The sequence below is a fragment of the Pseudomonas quebecensis genome, from assembly GCF_026410085.1.
Taxonomy (GTDB): Bacteria; Pseudomonadota; Gammaproteobacteria; order Pseudomonadales; family Pseudomonadaceae; genus Aquipseudomonas; species Aquipseudomonas quebecensis.
The window spans coordinates 870,791-887,051 of sequence record NZ_CP112866.1 but is presented as its reverse complement, the minus strand read 5'-3'; the positions used below and the strand labels follow the sequence as shown (position 1 = coordinate 887,051).

Here is a 16,261-nt window from a genome sequence, read left to right as displayed (position 1 = left end):
GCCACTTGCCATTTGCGTTGATGATAAGCATTATCATTAACTGCCTATCGGTCTGGTATCACTGTGAGCCAATCTCGCTTCAACCATGTTTTTCTCACTCAACGGGCGATCCTGCTGCGCACCCTGCAACGGATGGTGCATAACCACAGCACCGCCGAAGACCTTCTGCAGGAAACCTACCTGCGCGTGACCCGGGCCCTGAGCGAGCGGCCGATCGATCATCTGGAACCTTTCGTCTATCAGACGGCGCGCAATCTGGCGCTGGATCACCTGCGCGCGCGCAAGATCCAGGCGCGCACCCTGCAGGAAGACGTACCGCTGCAAATCCTGCAAAGCGTTGCCGCGCCGATCACTACCCCCGAAGACGCGACCCAGGCCGAGCAACTGCTGGAGCATTTGAGCGTCAGCCTGGGTCAGTTGAGCGTCCGCCAGCAGCGGATATTCATCCTCAGCCGCCTGCACGGCTGCAGTTACCAGGAGATTGCCGACCAACTGGGGGTGTCGTTGAGTACGGTGCAGAAGGAACTGAAATTGATCATGGCGATCTGCGTAGGTGTGGCCGAAAGGTTGGATCAGTCTTAAGCTGCATCCCACAGAAGCGTCGACGCAAACCGTAGGAAAAATGAATAAAACGTGGCGAAGACCCGAGGAACACCGTGACGGACCCGAATAACGTGCGCCCCCTTGCGTTGGCGCATGAGGTGCTGCAAGACCCGGCGATGGACCAGGCTCTCGATTGGCTGATCGCCCTGCAGTGCCCGCAACCTGGCCAGCAGGCTGAATTCCAAGCCTGGCTGGCCTGCGATCCGGCCCATCGCGAAGCCTTCGAAAAAGCCCAGGCCGCTTGGGGTGGCGCGCCGGTGCACAGCGCCGCCGTAGCCCTGGCGGCGCCACGAGGGCCGAGTGTCTGGCGCCGTATTCGGCCCCACTGGAAACCGCTGGCCACCGCCGCCTTGCTGGTGATCGGGCTGTGCAGTTTCAGCAACCTGCCCGTGCGCCTGCAAGCCGACCACCTCACCGTGGTCGGCGAACGTCAGCGCCTGCAACTGGACGAGGGTGCCAACGTGTTGCTCAACACCAATTCGGCGTTTTCCAGCCGCATCCAGGACCAGCAGCGAATCGCGCGCCTGTACCAGGGCGAAGCGTTTTTCGACGTGGCCGCCAACCGTGGCCTGCCGCTGGAAATCGACGCCGGCCCGGTGCGTGCCAGCGTGCGCGACACCGCGTTCGCCGTGCGTTACCTCGATGGCGAGGCGCAAGTGCAGGTGCAGCGCGGCGACGTGGACCTGAGCAATACCTTCGACGATGCCCGGGTACGCCTGAGCGCCGGGCAAAGTATCCGCATCGGCCCCCAGGGCTTCGGTCAGCCGGGCAAACTGGACATCAACAAAGACCTGGCCTGGGTGCAGGGCCGGCTGATTTTCGAAAACTGCCCGATGAGCCAGGTGCTCGCCGAACTACGCCGCTATTATCCCGGCTGGATCGTCAACACCAATGAGCAGCTCGCCAGGGTCGCCGTCACCGGCAACTATCGCCTCGACCAGCCGCTGGACGTGGTGCGCTCGCTGGCCCACATCACGTCGGCCAAGCTTTCGGAATACCCGGCGCTGGTGATCCTCAACTAAATGAGAATAATTTTTACTCGATAGTCTGCGGTGGTACGTCTCGTCTTAGCCAATGCAACTGATTCCTATTTGGAAAGGTTCGCAACTATAAGATTCGTACCCCGGAGCGCTCTCGATGTCCTCTTGTTTCAACCGCCGGTCTTCTTCGCCCGTTCTGTCCTTGCTCACCGCCGCCATCCTGCTGGCCGGCCTGCCGGTTGCCAGCGCCACGGCCGCTGAACCGGCGCCGCGCAGCTACGGCAATTATCAATTCAGCATCGAACAGCAGCCACTGGTTTCGGCTCTCAACGCGTTTACCGCGGTGACCGGCTGGCAGGTCGGCCTGCCGGCGGAACTCGGCCAGGGCATGTCCTCTCCCGGCGTGCGCGGCCCGATGGCAGCGGAAAAAGCCCTGGACCGGCTGTTGGTGGGGACCAACCTGACCTATCGCAAACTGGGCAGCAATAACATCGTCCTGGAGCCACGCGCCGCCGGCAGCACGCTCAACCTGCAGCAAGTGACCATCAGCGCTACCCGTAACGCGCAGGACATCAGCAGCGTACCAAGCACCGTCAGCGTGCACGACCGCGAAGCACTCGACCGCCAGAACGTGAACACTATCCGCGACCTGGCCCGCTACGAACCCGGCGTCTCGGTGAGCGGTGCCGGCAGCCGTTCGGGCAACGCCGGTTTCAATATCCGTGGCATCGACGGCGACCGCATCCTCACCCAGGTGGACGGTGTGGAAGTACCGGACAACTTCTTCAACGGCCCCTACGCCAAAACCCGGCGCAACTACGTCGACCCCGAAATCGTCAAGCGCGTGGAGATTCTGCGCGGTCCGGCCTCGGCCCTGTACGGCAGCAGCGCCATCGGTGGCGCCGTGAGCTATTTCACCCTCGACCCGGAGGACATCATCAAGCCCGGCCAGGATGTCGGCGCGCGCCTGAAGACCGGCTACAGCTCCGCCGACGACAGCTGGCTGACCTCGGGCACCTTCGCCGGCCGCGTGGCGGACGTCGATGGCCTGCTGCACCTGAGCCAGCGCAACGGCCATGAAACCGAATCCTACGACGGCAACAACGCCACCGGCCTGGCCCGCACCGGCGCCAACCCGGAAGACGCACGCACCACCAACGTGCTGGCCAAGCTCGGGTGGAACTACGGCGACGATAACCGCCTGGGATTGACCTATGAAAAATACAAAGATGATCGCGACGTTAACCTGAAGAGCGCGGTAGGCGGCCCTTTCACCGGCGGCCGAGGCTTCAACTTCTACCGCGCCCGTTCGGGCAACGACACCATTACCCGGGAACGCTTGGGCCTTGAAAACCGCTTCGGCCTTGACTCACCGATTGCCGACCATATCAAGACCAGCCTCAACTACCAGATCGCCAAGACCGACCAGACCACGGCGGAAATCTACCAGCCATCACGCCGCGTCCTGCGTACCCGCGAAACGCTCTATGAAGAAAAACAGTGGGTCTTCGATGCACAACTGGATAAGGCTTTCAGCCTCGGCGCCACCGACCACCAGGTCACTTACGGCACGACGCTCAAACAACAGAAAGTCACCGGCTCCCGCGAAGGTGCCGCCACGTGCCTGGCGGTCGGCGCGGGCTGCACGGCCATTGGCGCCCCCAGCCCTTCCCCCAGCGACAGTGTGAAAAAGGCCAGTGACTTCCCGGACCCGACCATCAACACCTACTCGCTGTTCGCCCAGGACCAGATCGCCTGGGACAAGTGGACGTTCCTGCCCAGCGTTCGCTACGACTACACCCAGCTCAAGCCCAAATTGACCGAGGAATTCCTCAACACCGTGGACCCGAACCGGATCTACGATCACAGCGACAAAGAAAAAACCTGGCACCGCGTCACGCCGAAATTCGGCCTGACCTATGCCTTGACCGAGCAATACACCTGGTTCGGCCAATACGCCGAAGGTTTCCGCACGCCTTCGGCCAAAGCGCTGTATGGCCGCTTCGTAAACCTCGGTCAGGGCTACACCGTGGAGCCCAATCCCGACCTGAAGCCAGAGACCAGCAAAGGCATCGAGACCGGGATTCGCGGCCAGTTCGACGCGGGCTCCTTCGACATCGCGCTGTTCTACAACAAATACCGCGACTTCATCGATGAAGACGCGGTGGTTGCCGGCAGCACCGTCGAAGCCTTCCAGGCCAAGAACATCAAGCGCGCCACCATCAAGGGCGTGGAAGCCAAGGGCCGCCTGAACCTGGATGCCCTGGGCGCGCCGCACGGTCTTTACACTCAAGGCGCTATCAGCTACGCCCATGGCCGCAATGACGACAACGGCGAGCCGCTCAACAGCGTCAACCCGCTCAAAGGCGTATTCGGCCTGGGCTACGACCAGGATCGCTATGGCGCGCTGGTCAGTTGGACCCTGGTGAAGAAACAGGACCGCGTCGACAGCACCACCTTTTTCGCCCCCGACGGCAACACCAGCCGTGGCCCATTCAAGACGCCAGGCTTCGGGATCGTCGACCTGACCGGCTTCTACAAAGTCACCCGCGACGTGACCATCAACGGCGGCCTCTACAACCTTACCGACAAGAAGTACTGGAACTGGGACGACGTGCGCAGCTACGACGGCGTCGGTGAAGCCGGCGTGACCTCGCCGGCCAACCTGGACCGACTGACCCAGCCCGGCCGCAACGTGGCGATCAATGTGATCTGGGACATCTGACCACGCCAGCCTCACCTCGCCGAAATTTCAGTGACGAGGTGAGGATTTTTTACTGTGCTGCGTCTTCTTGTTCGTCTAGTTGATAACCACTCTCTTTAAGAGCAACCAGGCGCTCCCCTCTCAAGGACTTTTTCATGACCGCTTCCCCTACCGCAGAACGCCCAAGCCTGCGCTCCCAGCGCCTGAACCAGATCACCCACGCCCCGCACGCCAGGCTCGATGCACTGGTCAAGGCCCATGCGCCGTTTGAAAACCAGGCCAACTTCGCACGCTTTGTGGTGGCGCAGTACCTGTTCCAATCGGAACTGGTGGCGCTGTACACCGATCCCGAGCTGATCGAACTGGTGCCGGACCTGGCCGAACGTTGCCGCGCCGAAGCCGCCCGGCTCGATCTCGCCGACCTGGAGACCGACGTGCCGGCGCCGGTGGCCGGCGCGGTGAGCCACCCGAGCAAAGCCGAAGCCTTGGGCTGGCTGTTTGTGTCCGAGGGTTCCAAACTCGGCGCCGCGTTCCTGATCAAACGCGCCGTGGGCCTGGGCCTGAGCGAAACCTTCGGCGCCCGCCACCTGGCTGAGCCAGCAGGCGGACGTGCCGAAGGCTGGAAAAGCTTCACTCGCACCCTGGATGCACTGCACCTGAGCGCCGATGAAGAAGCCGCGGCGGAAAAAGGCGCGATTGACGCGTTTGTGCGCTTCACCGTTTTGCTGGAACAGGCGTACGCTAGCGCCCCTGAGCTGGCCTGATCGCCGATTTGAAATGCAATCGACTGCGGGAGGGGGCCTGCCCCCTCCACTTTTGTATTGGTTTGTTCCTGACGTTGCATACCCCATGACCCGCAAAACCCAATCCACCTCGAAAATCGCCCAGCTCCTCTTCGGCCTGCTGGCCTACGTCAGCCTGGGCATCGGGCTGGTGGCGATTGTGGTGCCGGGGTTGCCCACCACCGAATTCATCCTGCTGGCCGCCTGGGCCGCCACCAAAAGCTCACCGCGCCTGAGCGCGTGGCTGGAGAACCACCGCCTGTTCGGACCGATCCTGTTCAACTGGCGCAATGGCAAGATCATCGCGCGGCGCGCCAAGGTCAGCGCCACGGTGAGCATGCTGCTGTGCGCCGTCCTGATGCTGGTCATGCTCGACCATGGCTGGCCGGTTTACCTGGCAATCGTCGGCATGGGCCTGGGCAATCTGTGGATCTGGTCACGCCCTGAACGGCTGGCAGTGCCCGCACAGCAAAGGCTGTAGCTGTTTTCCTACCGTTTATCGCCTGCTGCTCATGAATCGACCCGTTGCGCCGATGTTTCAGACATAGCGCTGAATGGACTTGGCCCTGCCTTGCCCACCCAACACGTCCATTCGTGAGTGAACCTATGTTCGACACCCTCTCTATCCGCTTGAAAATCGTGCTGCTGTCCGGGCTCTGCCTGTTAGGGGTGATAGCGGTGGTGGTCGGCATCAACATCTACAACACCAACCAGAATGATCAGTTGGTCAGCGATTCAAGCTCGCGCATGCTCACCGACGGCGTTGAACAGTTGCTGCAGGCCAAGGCCGCGGAACAGGCGGTGCAGTTGCAGAAAACATTCGGCGACAGCCTGTTGGCGCTGACCGCGCTGTCCGACCAGATCAAAGACCTGCGCATCCAGGCCAGCAAACGTGGCCTGGAAGCCGGCGCACTGCGCGAGGACATCAACCAGAGCCTGAAAACCACGTTCGATCGCAACAGCAAGGTGCTGGGTTTCTGGCTGTCATTCGAACCCAACGCCCTGGATGGCAAGGACAGCGAATTCCTCGACGACAAGGCGCGCGCGTCCAATGAAAAAGGGCGTTTCTCCAGCTATTGGAGCCGTGCCGGCGGCGAAGGCCTGAACACCGTGATGGTCGAAGAGGACCTGAACAAGACGACCCTCACCCTCAGCGGGACGCCCTACAACATTTGGTATACCTGCCCACGAGACACCCGCAGCACCTGCCTGCTGGACCCGTATGAAGATACGGTGGGAGGCCAAAAGGTACTGATGACCACCATCGCCTCGCCGCTGATCGTGGAGGGCAAACTGATCGGCGTCGTCGGTGTGGACATTGCCCTGACGGCCCTGCAAGCGACCACCGACGCCGCACAGAAAGACCTGTTCAATGGCGCGGCGCACCTGGAGATTCTTTCCAGCACCGGCCTGATTGCCGCCTACAGCGGCGAACCGGCCAGGGTCGGCAAGAACCTGATCGATACCCTTGGCGAAGAAGGCAAGGAAATCGTGCAATTGCTGGCAAGTGACAACCGCATGATCCGCGAACAGGGCGATACCATTCGCGCCGTGTACCCGGTCAAGCCACTTGCAGATGCCAAGCCGTGGGGTGTGGTGATCAAGCTCCCCAAAAGCGTGATGCTCGCCGATAACGTCAAGCTCCAGGCGGTGCTCGACGAAGCCCAGGCCAGCGGCACGATCAAGGCGCTGCTGGTAGCGGCCGCAGCCGGCTTGCTCGGCCTGCTGCTGATCTGGCTCACCGCCACCGGCGTAACCCGTCCGATCAACAGCGTGGCGGCCATGCTCAAGAACATCGCCAGCGGTGAAGGCGACCTTACCCAGCGCCTGGCCTACGCCAAGAAGGACGAACTGGGCGAGCTGGTGAACTGGTTCAACCGCTTCCTCGACAAGCTGCAGCCGACCATCGCGCAGATCAAGCAAAGCATCACCGAAGCCCGTGGCACGGCGGACCAGTCGTCGGCCATCGCCCGCCAGACCAGCGAAGGCATGCAGGTGCAGTTCCGCGAAATCGACCAGGTGGCCACCGCTTCCAACGAGATGAGTGCCACGGCCCACGACGTCGCCAACAGCGCCTCCAATGCCGCCAGCGCGGCGCGCGGTGCCGACCAGTCGGCGCGTGAAGGCATGCAGATTATCGAGAAGAGCACCCGCGACATCACCACCCTGGCCGACGAAGTCAGCAAGGCGGTGGGTGAAGTCGAAGCGCTGGCGGTCAACAGCGAGCAGATCGGCTCAGTGCTGGAGGTGATCCGCAGCATTGCCGAGCAGACCAACCTGCTGGCGTTGAACGCGGCAATCGAAGCGGCACGTGCAGGGGAAAGCGGCCGTGGTTTCGCGGTCGTCGCCGACGAAGTCCGTAACCTGGCCAAGCGCACCCAGGACTCGGTGGAGGAGATTCGCCAGGTGATCGAACGTATCCAGAGCGGCACCCGTGGCGTGGTGGCGACCATGCATTCCAGCCAAAACCAGGCCCAGAACAACGCCGGGCAGATCCATCAGGCCGTACAGGCCCTGGGCAAGATCAGCGACGCGGTCACGGTGATCAGCGACATGAACCTGCAGATCGCCAGCGCCGCCGAGCAGCAAAGCGCTGTGGCCGAAGAGGTCAACCGCAACGTCTCGGCGATCCGCACCGTGACCGAAACCCTCACCGGCCAGGCGACCGAATCGGCGGCCATCAGCAGCCAGCTCAATGCATTGGCCAGCCAGCAGATGAAGCTCATGGATCAGTTCAAAGTTTAAGAAACACCACGGGACCAATGTGGGAGGGGGCTTGCTCTAATGCCAGTCAGTTAAGGGCTCAGATGATCCAGCCCAGGCAATGACTATCAACAGTGGGAGGGGGCTTGCCCCCGATAGCGATGTGTCAGCTACAGATAAGTTGACTGACACACTGCAATCGGGTGCAAGCCCCCTCCCCCCATTGTCAAAGACCCGTCCAAGCCTGCACAAATGCCGCCACATCTTCCTTCGGCGCCGTACGCGGCGGGTTCTGCGGTGTGCCCAGATAGAGGAAGCCAATCACTTCCTCATTCGCCGCCAGCCCTAAACCCTTGGCAACGTGAGCCGAGTAGGACAATTCGCCGGTGCGCCACACCGCACCGATGCCTTGGGCGTAGGCCGCCAGTAGAATGCCATGGGCCGCGCAGGCCGCTGCCAGCAACTGTTCGGATTTGGGCACCTTGAAGTGCTCCTGCAGGCGCGCGATCACCACCACCACCAGCGGCGCGCGCAACGGGCCGTTCTGGGCTTTGTCGATGACCGCCTGCGGGGCTTCGGGGTCCTGCAGGCGCGCGGCTTCAGCCAGCAGCGTGCCCATCTGTTCACGGGCCGAGCCTTCGACGGTGAGAAAGCGCCACGGACGCAGTTGGCCGTGGTCCGGCGCTCGCATGGCCGCAGCGAAAAGCACCTCGCGCTGCGCCTGGGTCGGTGCCGGCTCCAGCAAACGCGGCACGGAAACACGGTTGAGCAAAGCGTCGAGAGCCTGCATTGGCCACCTCCAGAAAAAAATGTGCGGTCATTCTAGCGGGAATGGTCCGTGAGTCCATCAAACGATAATTGCTCTTATTCAATCCGCCCTGCCCTGTTAGACTTTGCGCCCATCTTTTTCGCATTCGTCCAGGAAACTCGATGTTCCGTTCGCTTTTTCGTCTGTGCGTCGCCTTCATGGCCCTGGGCCTGGTTGCGTGCGACGACGCCCCGCGTTTCACTCAGGCTGAGCCCGGTGAAGCGCGAGCCGGCGGCGCAGCGACGGTGAACAAAAACGACCAGAATGCGTTTTCCCTGCCCTCCGCCAACCTGTCGCCCACGCGCCGCCTGGACTTCAGCGTCGGCAACAGTTTTTTCCGCAGCCCCTGGGTGATCGCGCCGTCCACCACCACCGCCCGCGATGGCCTGGGCCCGCTGTTCAACACCAATGCCTGCCAGAACTGCCATATCAAGGACGGCCGCGGGCACCCGCCGCTGGCCGACGCGCCCAACGCCGTGTCCATGCTGGTGCGCCTGTCGATACCGGATGCTGCACCCTACGCCAGGCTGATCGAGCAGTTGGGCGTGGTGCCGGAGCCCGTGTACGGCGGGCAACTGCAGGACATGGCCGTGCCGGGTGTCGTACCGGAAGGCAAGGTGCGCGTCGACTACACACCGGTCAATGTGACCTTCAAGGACGGCACCGTGGTGGAACTGCGCAAGCCGGACCTGCAAATCACCCAACTGGGCTACGGCCCGATGCACCCCGACACGCGCTTCTCGGCCCGCATCGCGCCGCCGATGATCGGCCTGGGCCTGCTCGAAGCGATCAGCGACGCGGATATCCTGCGCAACACCGACCCGAAAACCGCCGACAACGAAGCCATTGTCGGGCGGCCGAATTGGGTCTGGGACGACGCCCAGCAGAAAACCGTGCTGGGCCGGTTCGGCTGGAAAGCCGGGCAACCCACGCTCAATCAACAAAATGTTCACGCGTTCTCTGGTGATATGGGCCTCACCACCACCCTGAGACCCTTCGATGACTGCACCGACGCCCAAGTCGCCTGCAAACGGGCGCCCAACGGCAATGGCCCCGATGGCGAGCCGGAAGTCAGCGATAACATCCTGCGCCTGGTGCTGTTCTATACCCGTAACCTGGCCGTGCCCGTGCGCCGGGACGTCAACGCGCCGCAGGTGCTGGCCGGGAAAAACCTGTTCTATCAGGCCGGCTGCCAGGGCTGCCATAAGCCCACGTTCACCACCGCCGCCGATGCCGCCGAGCCTGAGCTGGCGAACCAGACCATCCGCCCGTACAGCGACCTGTTGCTGCACGACATGGGCGAAGGCCTGGCCGATCGGCGCAGCGAATTCAAGGCCGGTGGCCGCGACTGGCGCACACCGCCGTTGTGGGGTATCGGTTTGACGCAAACCGTAAGCGGTCATACCCAGTTTCTGCATGACGGCCGCGCCCGCAACCTGCTCGAAGCCGTGCTCTGGCATGGCGGTGAGGCCCAGGCGGCGCAGCAGCATGTGTTGTCCTTCAATGCCGAGCAGCGCGCTGCGTTGCTGGCGTTCCTGAACTCTTTATAAGCTTCGCCCCAATTACAGAAGGGAGCTCGACATGTTCCGTCCCAAGTTGTTGTTCACCAGCCTGGCCGCCCTTGCCCTCGGTGCGTGCTCGCCCCAGGACCCGCAGGCCGTGACCTCGGCGGCGATCGCCAAGCAAGTGATCCTGCCCACCTACAGCCGCTGGGTGGAAGCCGACCGCCAATTGGCGGTCAGCGCATTGGCCTATTGCCAAGGCAAGGAAAGCCTGGACACCGCCCGCGCCGACTTCCTGCACGCACAAAAAGCCTGGGCCGAACTGCAGCCGCTGCTGATCGGCCCGCTGGCAGAAGGCAATCGCGCCTGGCAAGTGCAGTTCTGGCCGGATAAAAAGAACCTGGTGGGTCGCCAGGTCGAGCAACTGGTGGAGGCCCAGCCGCAGATCGACGGCGCCGCCCTGGCCAAGTGCAGCGTGGTGGTGCAGGGCTTGTCGGCTTACGAATACATCCTCTACGACGCCAGGACCGACCTCGCCGACGACGCCCGGAAAGCCCGCTACTGCCCGCTGCTGGTGGCTATCGGTGAGCGCCAGAAAGCCCTGGCCGAAGAGATCCTGGCCAGCTGGAACAGCACCGACGGCATGCTCGCGCAAATGAGCAAGTTCCCTAACCAGCGTTACGCCGATTCCCACGAAGCGATCGCCGATCTGCTGCGGGTGCAAGTGACCGCACTGGACACCCTGAAGAAAAAGCTCGGCACGCCCATGGGCCGCCAGACCAAAGGCATCCCGCAGCCGTTCCAGGCCGATGCGTGGCGTAGCCAGTCGTCGCTGCAAAGCCTGGAGGCCAGCCTCGCGGCCGCCCAGACCGTGTGGGTCGGCGTCGACAATAAAGGCCTGCGTGGCTTGCTGCCGGCGGATCAGAAAGCCTTGGCCGACAAGATCGACGCCGCCTACGCCGCGTCCCTTAAACTGTTCGCCAGCAACCAGCGCAGCCTCAACGAACTGTTGAACGATGACGCCGGGCGCCAGCAGCTGAACGATCTCTACGACAGCCTCAACGTGGTCCATCGCCTGCACGAAGGTGAGCTGGCCAAGGCGCTGGGGATCCAACTGGGCTTTAACGCCAACGACGGTGACTGATGATGCTCAGGCGACAGGCTTTGGCGCTCGGTAGCGTGCTGCTCAGCGCACTTACGTTGGGTGGCTGGACGCTGTTCAAGCAGAAGGGCAGCGGCCCGCTGCTGCTGTCGGCACGTGACGATACGGACGGCAGGCACTACGCCGTGGGCTTTCGCTTGGACGGCAAGCAGGTGTTCGCTACCCAGGTTGGCCAGCGCTGCCACGACATTATCAACCACCCCACGCTGCCGATTGCGCTGTTCGTTGCCCGTCGCCCTGGCACCGAGAGTTACCTGATCGACCTGCGCGACGGCGCGCTGCTGCAAACCATCACCTCGAATGCCAATCGCCACTTCTATGGCCACGCGGTAATCCACAAGAGCGGCGAGTGGCTGTACGCCACCGAAAACGATACGTCCGACCCCGGCCGTGGCCTCCTTGGCGTGTATAAGTTCGAGGGCGAGCGCCTGGTGCACAGCGCCGAGCTGTCCACCCACGGCATCGGCCCGCACCAGGTCTCATGGATGCCCGACGGTGAAACCCTGGTGGTGGCCAACGGAGGCATTCGCACCGAAGCGGAAAGCCGCGTGGAGATGAACCTCAACGCCATGGAGCCGAGCCTGGTGCTGATGCGCCGCGACGGCACACTGATCAGCAAGGAAACCCTGGGCCAGCAGATGAACAGCGTGCGCCATATGGGCATCGCCAGCGATGGCACGATTCTCACCGGGCAGCAGTTCATGGGCCCGTCCCAGGAGCGCTCCGAACTGCTGGCGATCAAGCGCCCAGGCCAACCGTTCATGGCTTTTCCGGTGGCCGACGCGCAACTGCAGGCCATGGGGCATTACACCGCCAGCGTGGCCGTGCACAGCGAGTTGCGCCTGGTGGCCCTGACGGCGCCACGCGGCAATCGCTTCTTTATCTGGGACATGGACAGCGGCGAGCTGTGCCTGGACGGTCCGCTGCCGGACTGCGCGGGTGTGGGCGCGGTGGCGGATGGGTTCGTGGTCACCTCGGGCCAGGGCCGGTGCCGCTTCTACGATTGCCGGCAGGCCCCGTTGGTGGCTAAACCCTTGGAATTGCCGGCCGGGCTTTGGGATAACCACCTGCACTTGGCGTGAACGCCAGCCGGCAGCCTGGAAAAAACGCAAAAAAAAGGGCCTCGCATCGCAAGGCCCTGTTCGGGAGGTTTAAACGTTTCAACTTTGAGGCCTCATTCCTTGAGACAGACCGAACATGAACAGCAGCAGTTCATGATCGGGCTTGGCCGCCGTGCTCGCCTTGGCGACACGCGGCAACAGGCATTGCGCGCCGCCCTGCGACGCGCTGAGTACCTGAGTACGAGGCTGCTCCCAGGCGGCCAGCGCCAAGGCTGCCACGCCCAACGCTCCCACCAGGAACAAACCTCGCGCTATTTCTAGCTTCATCTGGTTAAACCCTTGATAGCGCTGCCAAACGCCGTCTCATAAAAGTAGCTGAGTTTTTCCCAGTCGGCGCTGCTCCACGACGAATGGCGACGCAGTTGCAGCATGTCATGGGACGCCGCCCGATAAGCGGTCAGGCGCTGGCGGCATTTTTCAAAATCCAGCAGCGCCACTTCTACCGTGGCCGAGTCACCCTCGCCTGTCACCCGCGCAAAGATATGCTTGATGTACAGGCAGCCGTGCTGCCAACGCCCCTTGTGCATGCGCGCCAGGGTGGTCGCCACTTCCTTGAGCAGACGTTCGTGCACCTGCTCGCCGTACTGCTCACGGCCACCGGCGGCGTACCATTTTTCGATTTCGTCGAAACCATCCAGCGAAGCCGTCACCAACAACGCCTTCCATTGATGCTCGGGATCGCGACGTGCTTCGCAGAAGACCATTTCCGGCACCCGCACATCCAGCAGGCGCAAGCCCTTCAAAGCATCACGCTCACGCAGCACCGTGGGGCGCCCGAAGGGATGCAGCCAACTGCGATAAATATGCCCGGTCTGTCGCTTGCTGTAGAGCAAACGACCACTGGCGGTCTTGATTCGCTGTACCCCACTTTCACCACCGCGACGACGATTGGGCTCTTCCACCCACTCGCCTTGCTGACGCCAGAAATAATCGAAGCGTTCTTCTGGAGCTACGTGACTGCCTGCTACGCACTCAACTGCCATCCTGTTACCTCTTGCGTAATACGTATACCCGCCACATGGCGTAGAGCGGTATGAAGTCCAGGGATTCCTGAACGCGAAAACCCGCCTGCTCGAATTCTGCTTCTACAGTAGCAGCCGGTAACACAAACCTGTTTTGGTAACCTTCCTGCTCACCTTTCCTACGACGACGCGCTTCCGAACGCTTGCGCTTCCACGCCTTGAAATTGCCGTCAACCCACAGTGAGATGATCACGCTGTCTCGGGTAACTCGCTGAAACTCCCGCAGTATCGCCAGGCGATGCGCCGGATCACCTATGTGGTGCAGCAAGCGCATGCAAAAAATGCTGTCGACCGCGTTATCTGGCAAATCAATATCAAAGGCTGAAGTCTGCAAAGGCCGTACCCGTTTCACCACCTCTGCCGGTTGGGCGCCGGTTGCTATCTTCAACATCGAAGCGGAATTATCGGCGCCAATAATGATTCGGTTGGGCTTTTCCGCCAGCAGCGGCCAGAAACGGCCGGCGCCACACGGCAAGTCCAAAACCAAACCGGGCTCGCCCGCCATCGCCAGCGCGCCTCGGGCCAATTGCTCGTCGCGTTTGTGGGACAACCGGCGCGCCAGATTGTCCTGATGCTTGAGCAAATATTTCTGAGCGTGCTGATCGTCGTACTTTTCGGAAAATTCGAGTTTGATCGGGGTAGGCATCAACAGGTCTCCAATGACTGATGCCTACAAACTATTCAGCGATACGTGATCGCCAGGTCAACTCGTTGTGAAAATCTTGTCCTGTCCAACTTCATACATTTCAAGACTTTACAAAGACAATCAATAGCAAGTCGCCATCTTCGCCGAATAACGGCGGCTTATGGCAGGATAGCGGCAGCAGACGCGGTCAAGGCTTGACCTGACTCAACTCAACGTGAAAGCGGCAACCGTTGGGTTCCATGGTACTGAGGCTGACACTCCAGCCCTGGTTCTCGCAGATCCGCTGCACCAGTGACAGGCCCAGCCCCAGGCCTTCACCGCGCTTCTCACTGCCACGCACGAACGGTTCGAACATGGCCTCGCGTTTTTCTTCGGGGATACCGACACCGCTGTCTTCCACCACGAAACCGGTAGGTTCCAGGGTCAGGCGGATAAAGCCCTGCTCGGTGTAATGCAAGGCGTTGCGCAGCAGGTTGCCCATTACGGCGTGCAGGAAGGTGGTGTTGTAGCGTGTGTCCAGAGGGCTGCCCGGTTGATAGATCAGTTGCAGGCCCTTCTGCTCGATGGGTTCGCGCCAGATCCCGAGCAAGTCCTCCGCCACCTGGGTGAGGCTTACCTGGGGCGACATGGTGGACTCGCTGTGTTGCGCCCGCGCCAGCATCAGGAAGGTTTGCACCAGCTCGCGCATTTCTTCGCAGGCCCTGGCGATACGCAGCACCTGGTTACGTCCACGCTGATCGATGGCCGGATTTTCCAGCAGCAATTCGCAGGAACTGGCCAGGACCATCAGGGGGGTGCGCAACTCGTGGCTTACGTCGCTGGTGAACAACTGCTCACGGGACAGCGCCTGGCGCAGTCGGCCCAATGTGGCGTCGAAGGCCACGGCCAATTCGCCCACTTCGTCAGCCGCATAGTCCGGCGCCAGAGGCGGTGCCAGGCCCAGCAACTGGTCACGGTGACGCACCTGGCGAGCCAGGCGCACCACCGGCGCCATTACCTTGCGCGCCAGCACCCATCCCAGGAACACCGCCAGCGCCAGGCTGAGCACAAAGCCCACCAGGACCACGGCGAACAGCACCCGCTCACGCTCTTCGAAGTCACTTTGGTCCTGCAGCAGCACATAGCGCCGACCGTCGATCACTTCGACCATGGCGTGGTACGACAGCGACTCGCGAAACACCTCGTGAAAGCCCGGTTCCAGATGACGCAAATCCTTGGGCAATTCAAAGTCGCCACGGCCGCCGCTGAAATAGAACAGTTGGTCCGGCTCGGGTCGATGACTCCAGTCTTCGACGCTGTCCATCAGCAGCAAGCGTTGCAGGTCACCGCCCAGGCCCGCTGAAATCAACTTCTCTTCCACCAGGTGCACCGTCGCAACGATGCCCATGGCGAAGGCGCCCGCCACCAGTGCGCTCATCAAGGCAAACGCGATGATGATCCGCTGGGCAAGGCTTTGCTTAAACTCCATCGCGACCCTCGGCCAGGCGGTAACCCACGCCGTGCACCGTGTGCAGCAATGGCTTGGCAAACGGTTTGTCGATCACCTGGCGCAGTTGGTGGACATGGCTGCGCAGGCTGTCGCTGTCCGGGCAATCATCGCCCCACAGCGCTTCTTCGAGAATTTCGCGGCGCAGCACATGGGGGCTTTTCTGCATCAGCACCGCCAGCAGCTTCAGGCCGACCGGGTTGAGCTTGAGCAGGCGCCCGTCGCGCGTCACTTCCAGGGTGTCGAGGTCGTAGCTCAGGTCGCCCACTTGCAACGCGCGGCGCCCGCCACCCTGGGCACGACGCAGCACCGCTTCGATGCGCGCGGCGAGTTCCGACAGGGCAAATGGCTTGAGCAGGTAGTCATCGGCGCCGGACTTGAAACCCTGCAGCCGGTCGTCCAACTGATCGCGCGCGGTGAGCATGATCACCGGCGTATCACGACGCGCATCTTCGCGCAGGCGTTTGCACAAGGTGTAGCCATCGATGCCCGGCAGCATGATGTCGAGCACGATCAGGTCGTAGTGTTCGGTGGCGGCCAGATGCAGGCCCGACAGCCCGTCCTGCGCACAGTCGACGGTGTAGCCCTTCAGCCCCAGGTAGTCCGCCAGGTTGGCCAGAATATCGCGGTTGTCTTCAACCAATAAAATTCGCATGGGCAGTGTCTCCGTACGCGGTAACGGCCGTGTTGGCTCGCGCAGCTTAAGGCCAAGTCGGGCTCAGGGATAGACCTCCAGGGCGCG

Annotated in this window: 15 protein-coding genes; 9 read left to right on the top strand and 6 right to left on the bottom strand. The window is 62.1% G+C overall.

From position 1 onward, the window contains the following. Nucleotides 1-63 precede the first annotated feature (63 nt). The 6 genes from OSC50_RS04185 (at nt 64) to OSC50_RS04160 (ending at nt 7,814) form a co-directional block, all read left to right on the top strand. Nucleotides 64-582, top strand: coding sequence for an RNA polymerase sigma factor (locus tag OSC50_RS04185; RefSeq protein ID WP_266246574.1), 519 nt, complete (start codon nt 64-66; stop codon nt 580-582). A 74-nt stretch (nt 583-656) separates the two neighbouring features. Further along, a complete protein-coding gene (locus OSC50_RS04180) occupies nt 657-1,625 on the top strand; it encodes a FecR family protein (RefSeq protein ID WP_266246576.1) in 969 nt (322 codons plus the stop codon). Nucleotides 1,626-1,740: 115 nt separating this feature from the next. Further along, nucleotides 1,741-4,308, top strand: a complete 2,568-nt coding sequence (locus OSC50_RS04175) for a TonB-dependent receptor (protein WP_266246578.1) — start codon at nt 1,741-1,743, stop codon at nt 4,306-4,308. Nucleotides 4,309-4,442: 134 nt separating this feature from the next. Beyond that, complete coding sequence (locus OSC50_RS04170; RefSeq protein WP_181078969.1) at nt 4,443-5,051, top strand: biliverdin-producing heme oxygenase; 609 nt, start codon at nt 4,443-4,445, stop codon at nt 5,049-5,051. Between the two features lie 85 nt (nt 5,052-5,136). Beyond that, nucleotides 5,137-5,550 carry a YbaN family protein gene (locus OSC50_RS04165; protein WP_266246580.1) on the top strand — a complete coding sequence of 138 codons (414 nt, stop codon included), beginning with the start codon at nt 5,137-5,139 and terminating at the stop codon, nt 5,548-5,550. A gap of 125 nt (nt 5,551-5,675) precedes the next feature. Continuing rightward, entirely contained in the window at nt 5,676-7,814 is a 2,139-nt protein-coding gene (locus OSC50_RS04160; RefSeq protein WP_266246582.1) for a methyl-accepting chemotaxis protein, read from the top strand. Between the two features lie 184 nt (nt 7,815-7,998). On the opposite strand, the gene OSC50_RS04155 is transcribed toward OSC50_RS04160, so the two are convergent. Beyond that, complete coding sequence (locus OSC50_RS04155; protein ID WP_181078963.1) at nt 7,999-8,562, bottom strand: nitroreductase family protein; 564 nt, start codon at nt 8,560-8,562, stop codon at nt 7,999-8,001. A gap of 140 nt (nt 8,563-8,702) precedes the next feature. Here OSC50_RS04155 and OSC50_RS04150 point away from each other — a divergent pair, with 140 nt between their 5' ends. The 3 genes from OSC50_RS04150 to OSC50_RS04140 are packed head-to-tail and all read left to right on the top strand — an operon-like array spanning nt 8,703 to nt 12,326. After that, nucleotides 8,703-10,130 carry a di-heme oxidoreductase family protein gene (locus OSC50_RS04150; RefSeq protein WP_253509201.1) on the top strand — a complete coding sequence of 476 codons (1,428 nt, stop codon included), beginning with the start codon at nt 8,703-8,705 and terminating at the stop codon, nt 10,128-10,130. A 31-nt stretch (nt 10,131-10,161) separates the two neighbouring features. Next, on the top strand, nt 10,162-11,226 hold the full coding sequence (locus OSC50_RS04145; RefSeq protein ID WP_266246585.1) for an imelysin family protein: 1,065 nt from the start codon (nt 10,162-10,164) through the stop codon (nt 11,224-11,226). A 2-nt stretch (nt 11,227-11,228) separates the two neighbouring features. Then, nucleotides 11,229-12,326: a DUF1513 domain-containing protein gene (locus OSC50_RS04140; RefSeq protein WP_266247513.1), complete on the top strand. Its 1,098-nt coding sequence runs from the start codon at nt 11,229-11,231 to the stop codon at nt 12,324-12,326. Between the two features lie 78 nt (nt 12,327-12,404). Here the strand turns inward: OSC50_RS04140 and OSC50_RS04135 are convergent, their stop codons facing one another. From OSC50_RS04135 to colR, 5 genes are all read right to left on the bottom strand, one after another. Further along, the gene (locus tag OSC50_RS04135; protein ID WP_181078957.1) at nt 12,405-12,632 is read right to left on the bottom strand and encodes a hypothetical protein; all 228 of its coding nucleotides are present in this window, start codon (nt 12,630-12,632) and stop codon (nt 12,405-12,407) included. After that, on the bottom strand, nt 12,629-13,348 hold the full coding sequence (locus tag OSC50_RS04130) for a lipopolysaccharide kinase InaA family protein (protein ID WP_181078955.1): 720 nt from the start codon (nt 13,346-13,348) through the stop codon (nt 12,629-12,631). The genes OSC50_RS04135 and OSC50_RS04130 overlap by 4 nt, the downstream gene beginning before the upstream one ends. Nucleotides 13,349-13,352: 4 nt before the next feature. Continuing rightward, nucleotides 13,353-14,033 (bottom strand): class I SAM-dependent methyltransferase, encoded by a 681-nt coding sequence (locus tag OSC50_RS04125; RefSeq protein ID WP_181078953.1) that lies wholly within the window; start codon nt 14,031-14,033, stop codon nt 13,353-13,355. Between the two features lie 187 nt (nt 14,034-14,220). After that, nucleotides 14,221-15,501, bottom strand: a complete 1,281-nt coding sequence (locus OSC50_RS04120) for a sensor histidine kinase (RefSeq protein WP_181078951.1) — start codon at nt 15,499-15,501, stop codon at nt 14,221-14,223. Continuing rightward, complete coding sequence (gene colR, locus OSC50_RS04115) at nt 15,491-16,174, bottom strand: two-component system response regulator ColR (protein WP_266246588.1); 684 nt, start codon at nt 16,172-16,174, stop codon at nt 15,491-15,493. The genes OSC50_RS04120 and colR overlap by 11 nt, the downstream gene beginning before the upstream one ends. Nucleotides 16,175-16,261: the final 87 nt, after the last annotated feature.

What these genes read in the sequence shown, in the direction of transcription:
- OSC50_RS04175 (WP_266246578.1), top strand. Translation starts at nt 1,741, where the DNA reads ATGTCCTCTTGTTTCAACCGCCGGTCTTCTTCGCCCGTTCTGTCCTTG.
- OSC50_RS04170 (WP_181078969.1), top strand. Translation starts at nt 4,443, where the DNA reads ATGACCGCTTCCCCTACCGCAGAACGCCCAAGCCTGCGCTCCCAGCGC.
- OSC50_RS04165 (WP_266246580.1), top strand. Translation starts at nt 5,137, where the DNA reads ATGACCCGCAAAACCCAATCCACCTCGAAAATCGCCCAGCTCCTCTTC.
- OSC50_RS04160 (WP_266246582.1), top strand. Translation starts at nt 5,676, where the DNA reads ATGTTCGACACCCTCTCTATCCGCTTGAAAATCGTGCTGCTGTCCGGG.
- OSC50_RS04155 (WP_181078963.1), bottom strand. Translation starts at nt 8,562, where the DNA reads ATGCAGGCTCTCGACGCTTTGCTCAACCGTGTTTCCGTGCCGCGTTTG.
- OSC50_RS04150 (WP_253509201.1), top strand. Translation starts at nt 8,703, where the DNA reads ATGTTCCGTTCGCTTTTTCGTCTGTGCGTCGCCTTCATGGCCCTGGGC.
- OSC50_RS04145 (WP_266246585.1), top strand. Translation starts at nt 10,162, where the DNA reads ATGTTCCGTCCCAAGTTGTTGTTCACCAGCCTGGCCGCCCTTGCCCTC.
- OSC50_RS04140 (WP_266247513.1), top strand. Translation starts at nt 11,229, where the DNA reads ATGCTCAGGCGACAGGCTTTGGCGCTCGGTAGCGTGCTGCTCAGCGCA.
- OSC50_RS04135 (WP_181078957.1), bottom strand. Translation starts at nt 12,632, where the DNA reads ATGAAGCTAGAAATAGCGCGAGGTTTGTTCCTGGTGGGAGCGTTGGGC.
- OSC50_RS04130 (WP_181078955.1), bottom strand. Translation starts at nt 13,348, where the DNA reads ATGGCAGTTGAGTGCGTAGCAGGCAGTCACGTAGCTCCAGAAGAACGC.
- OSC50_RS04125 (WP_181078953.1), bottom strand. Translation starts at nt 14,033, where the DNA reads ATGCCTACCCCGATCAAACTCGAATTTTCCGAAAAGTACGACGATCAG.
- OSC50_RS04120 (WP_181078951.1), bottom strand. Translation starts at nt 15,501, where the DNA reads ATGGAGTTTAAGCAAAGCCTTGCCCAGCGGATCATCATCGCGTTTGCC.
- colR (WP_266246588.1), bottom strand. Translation starts at nt 16,174, where the DNA reads ATGCGAATTTTATTGGTTGAAGACAACCGCGATATTCTGGCCAACCTG.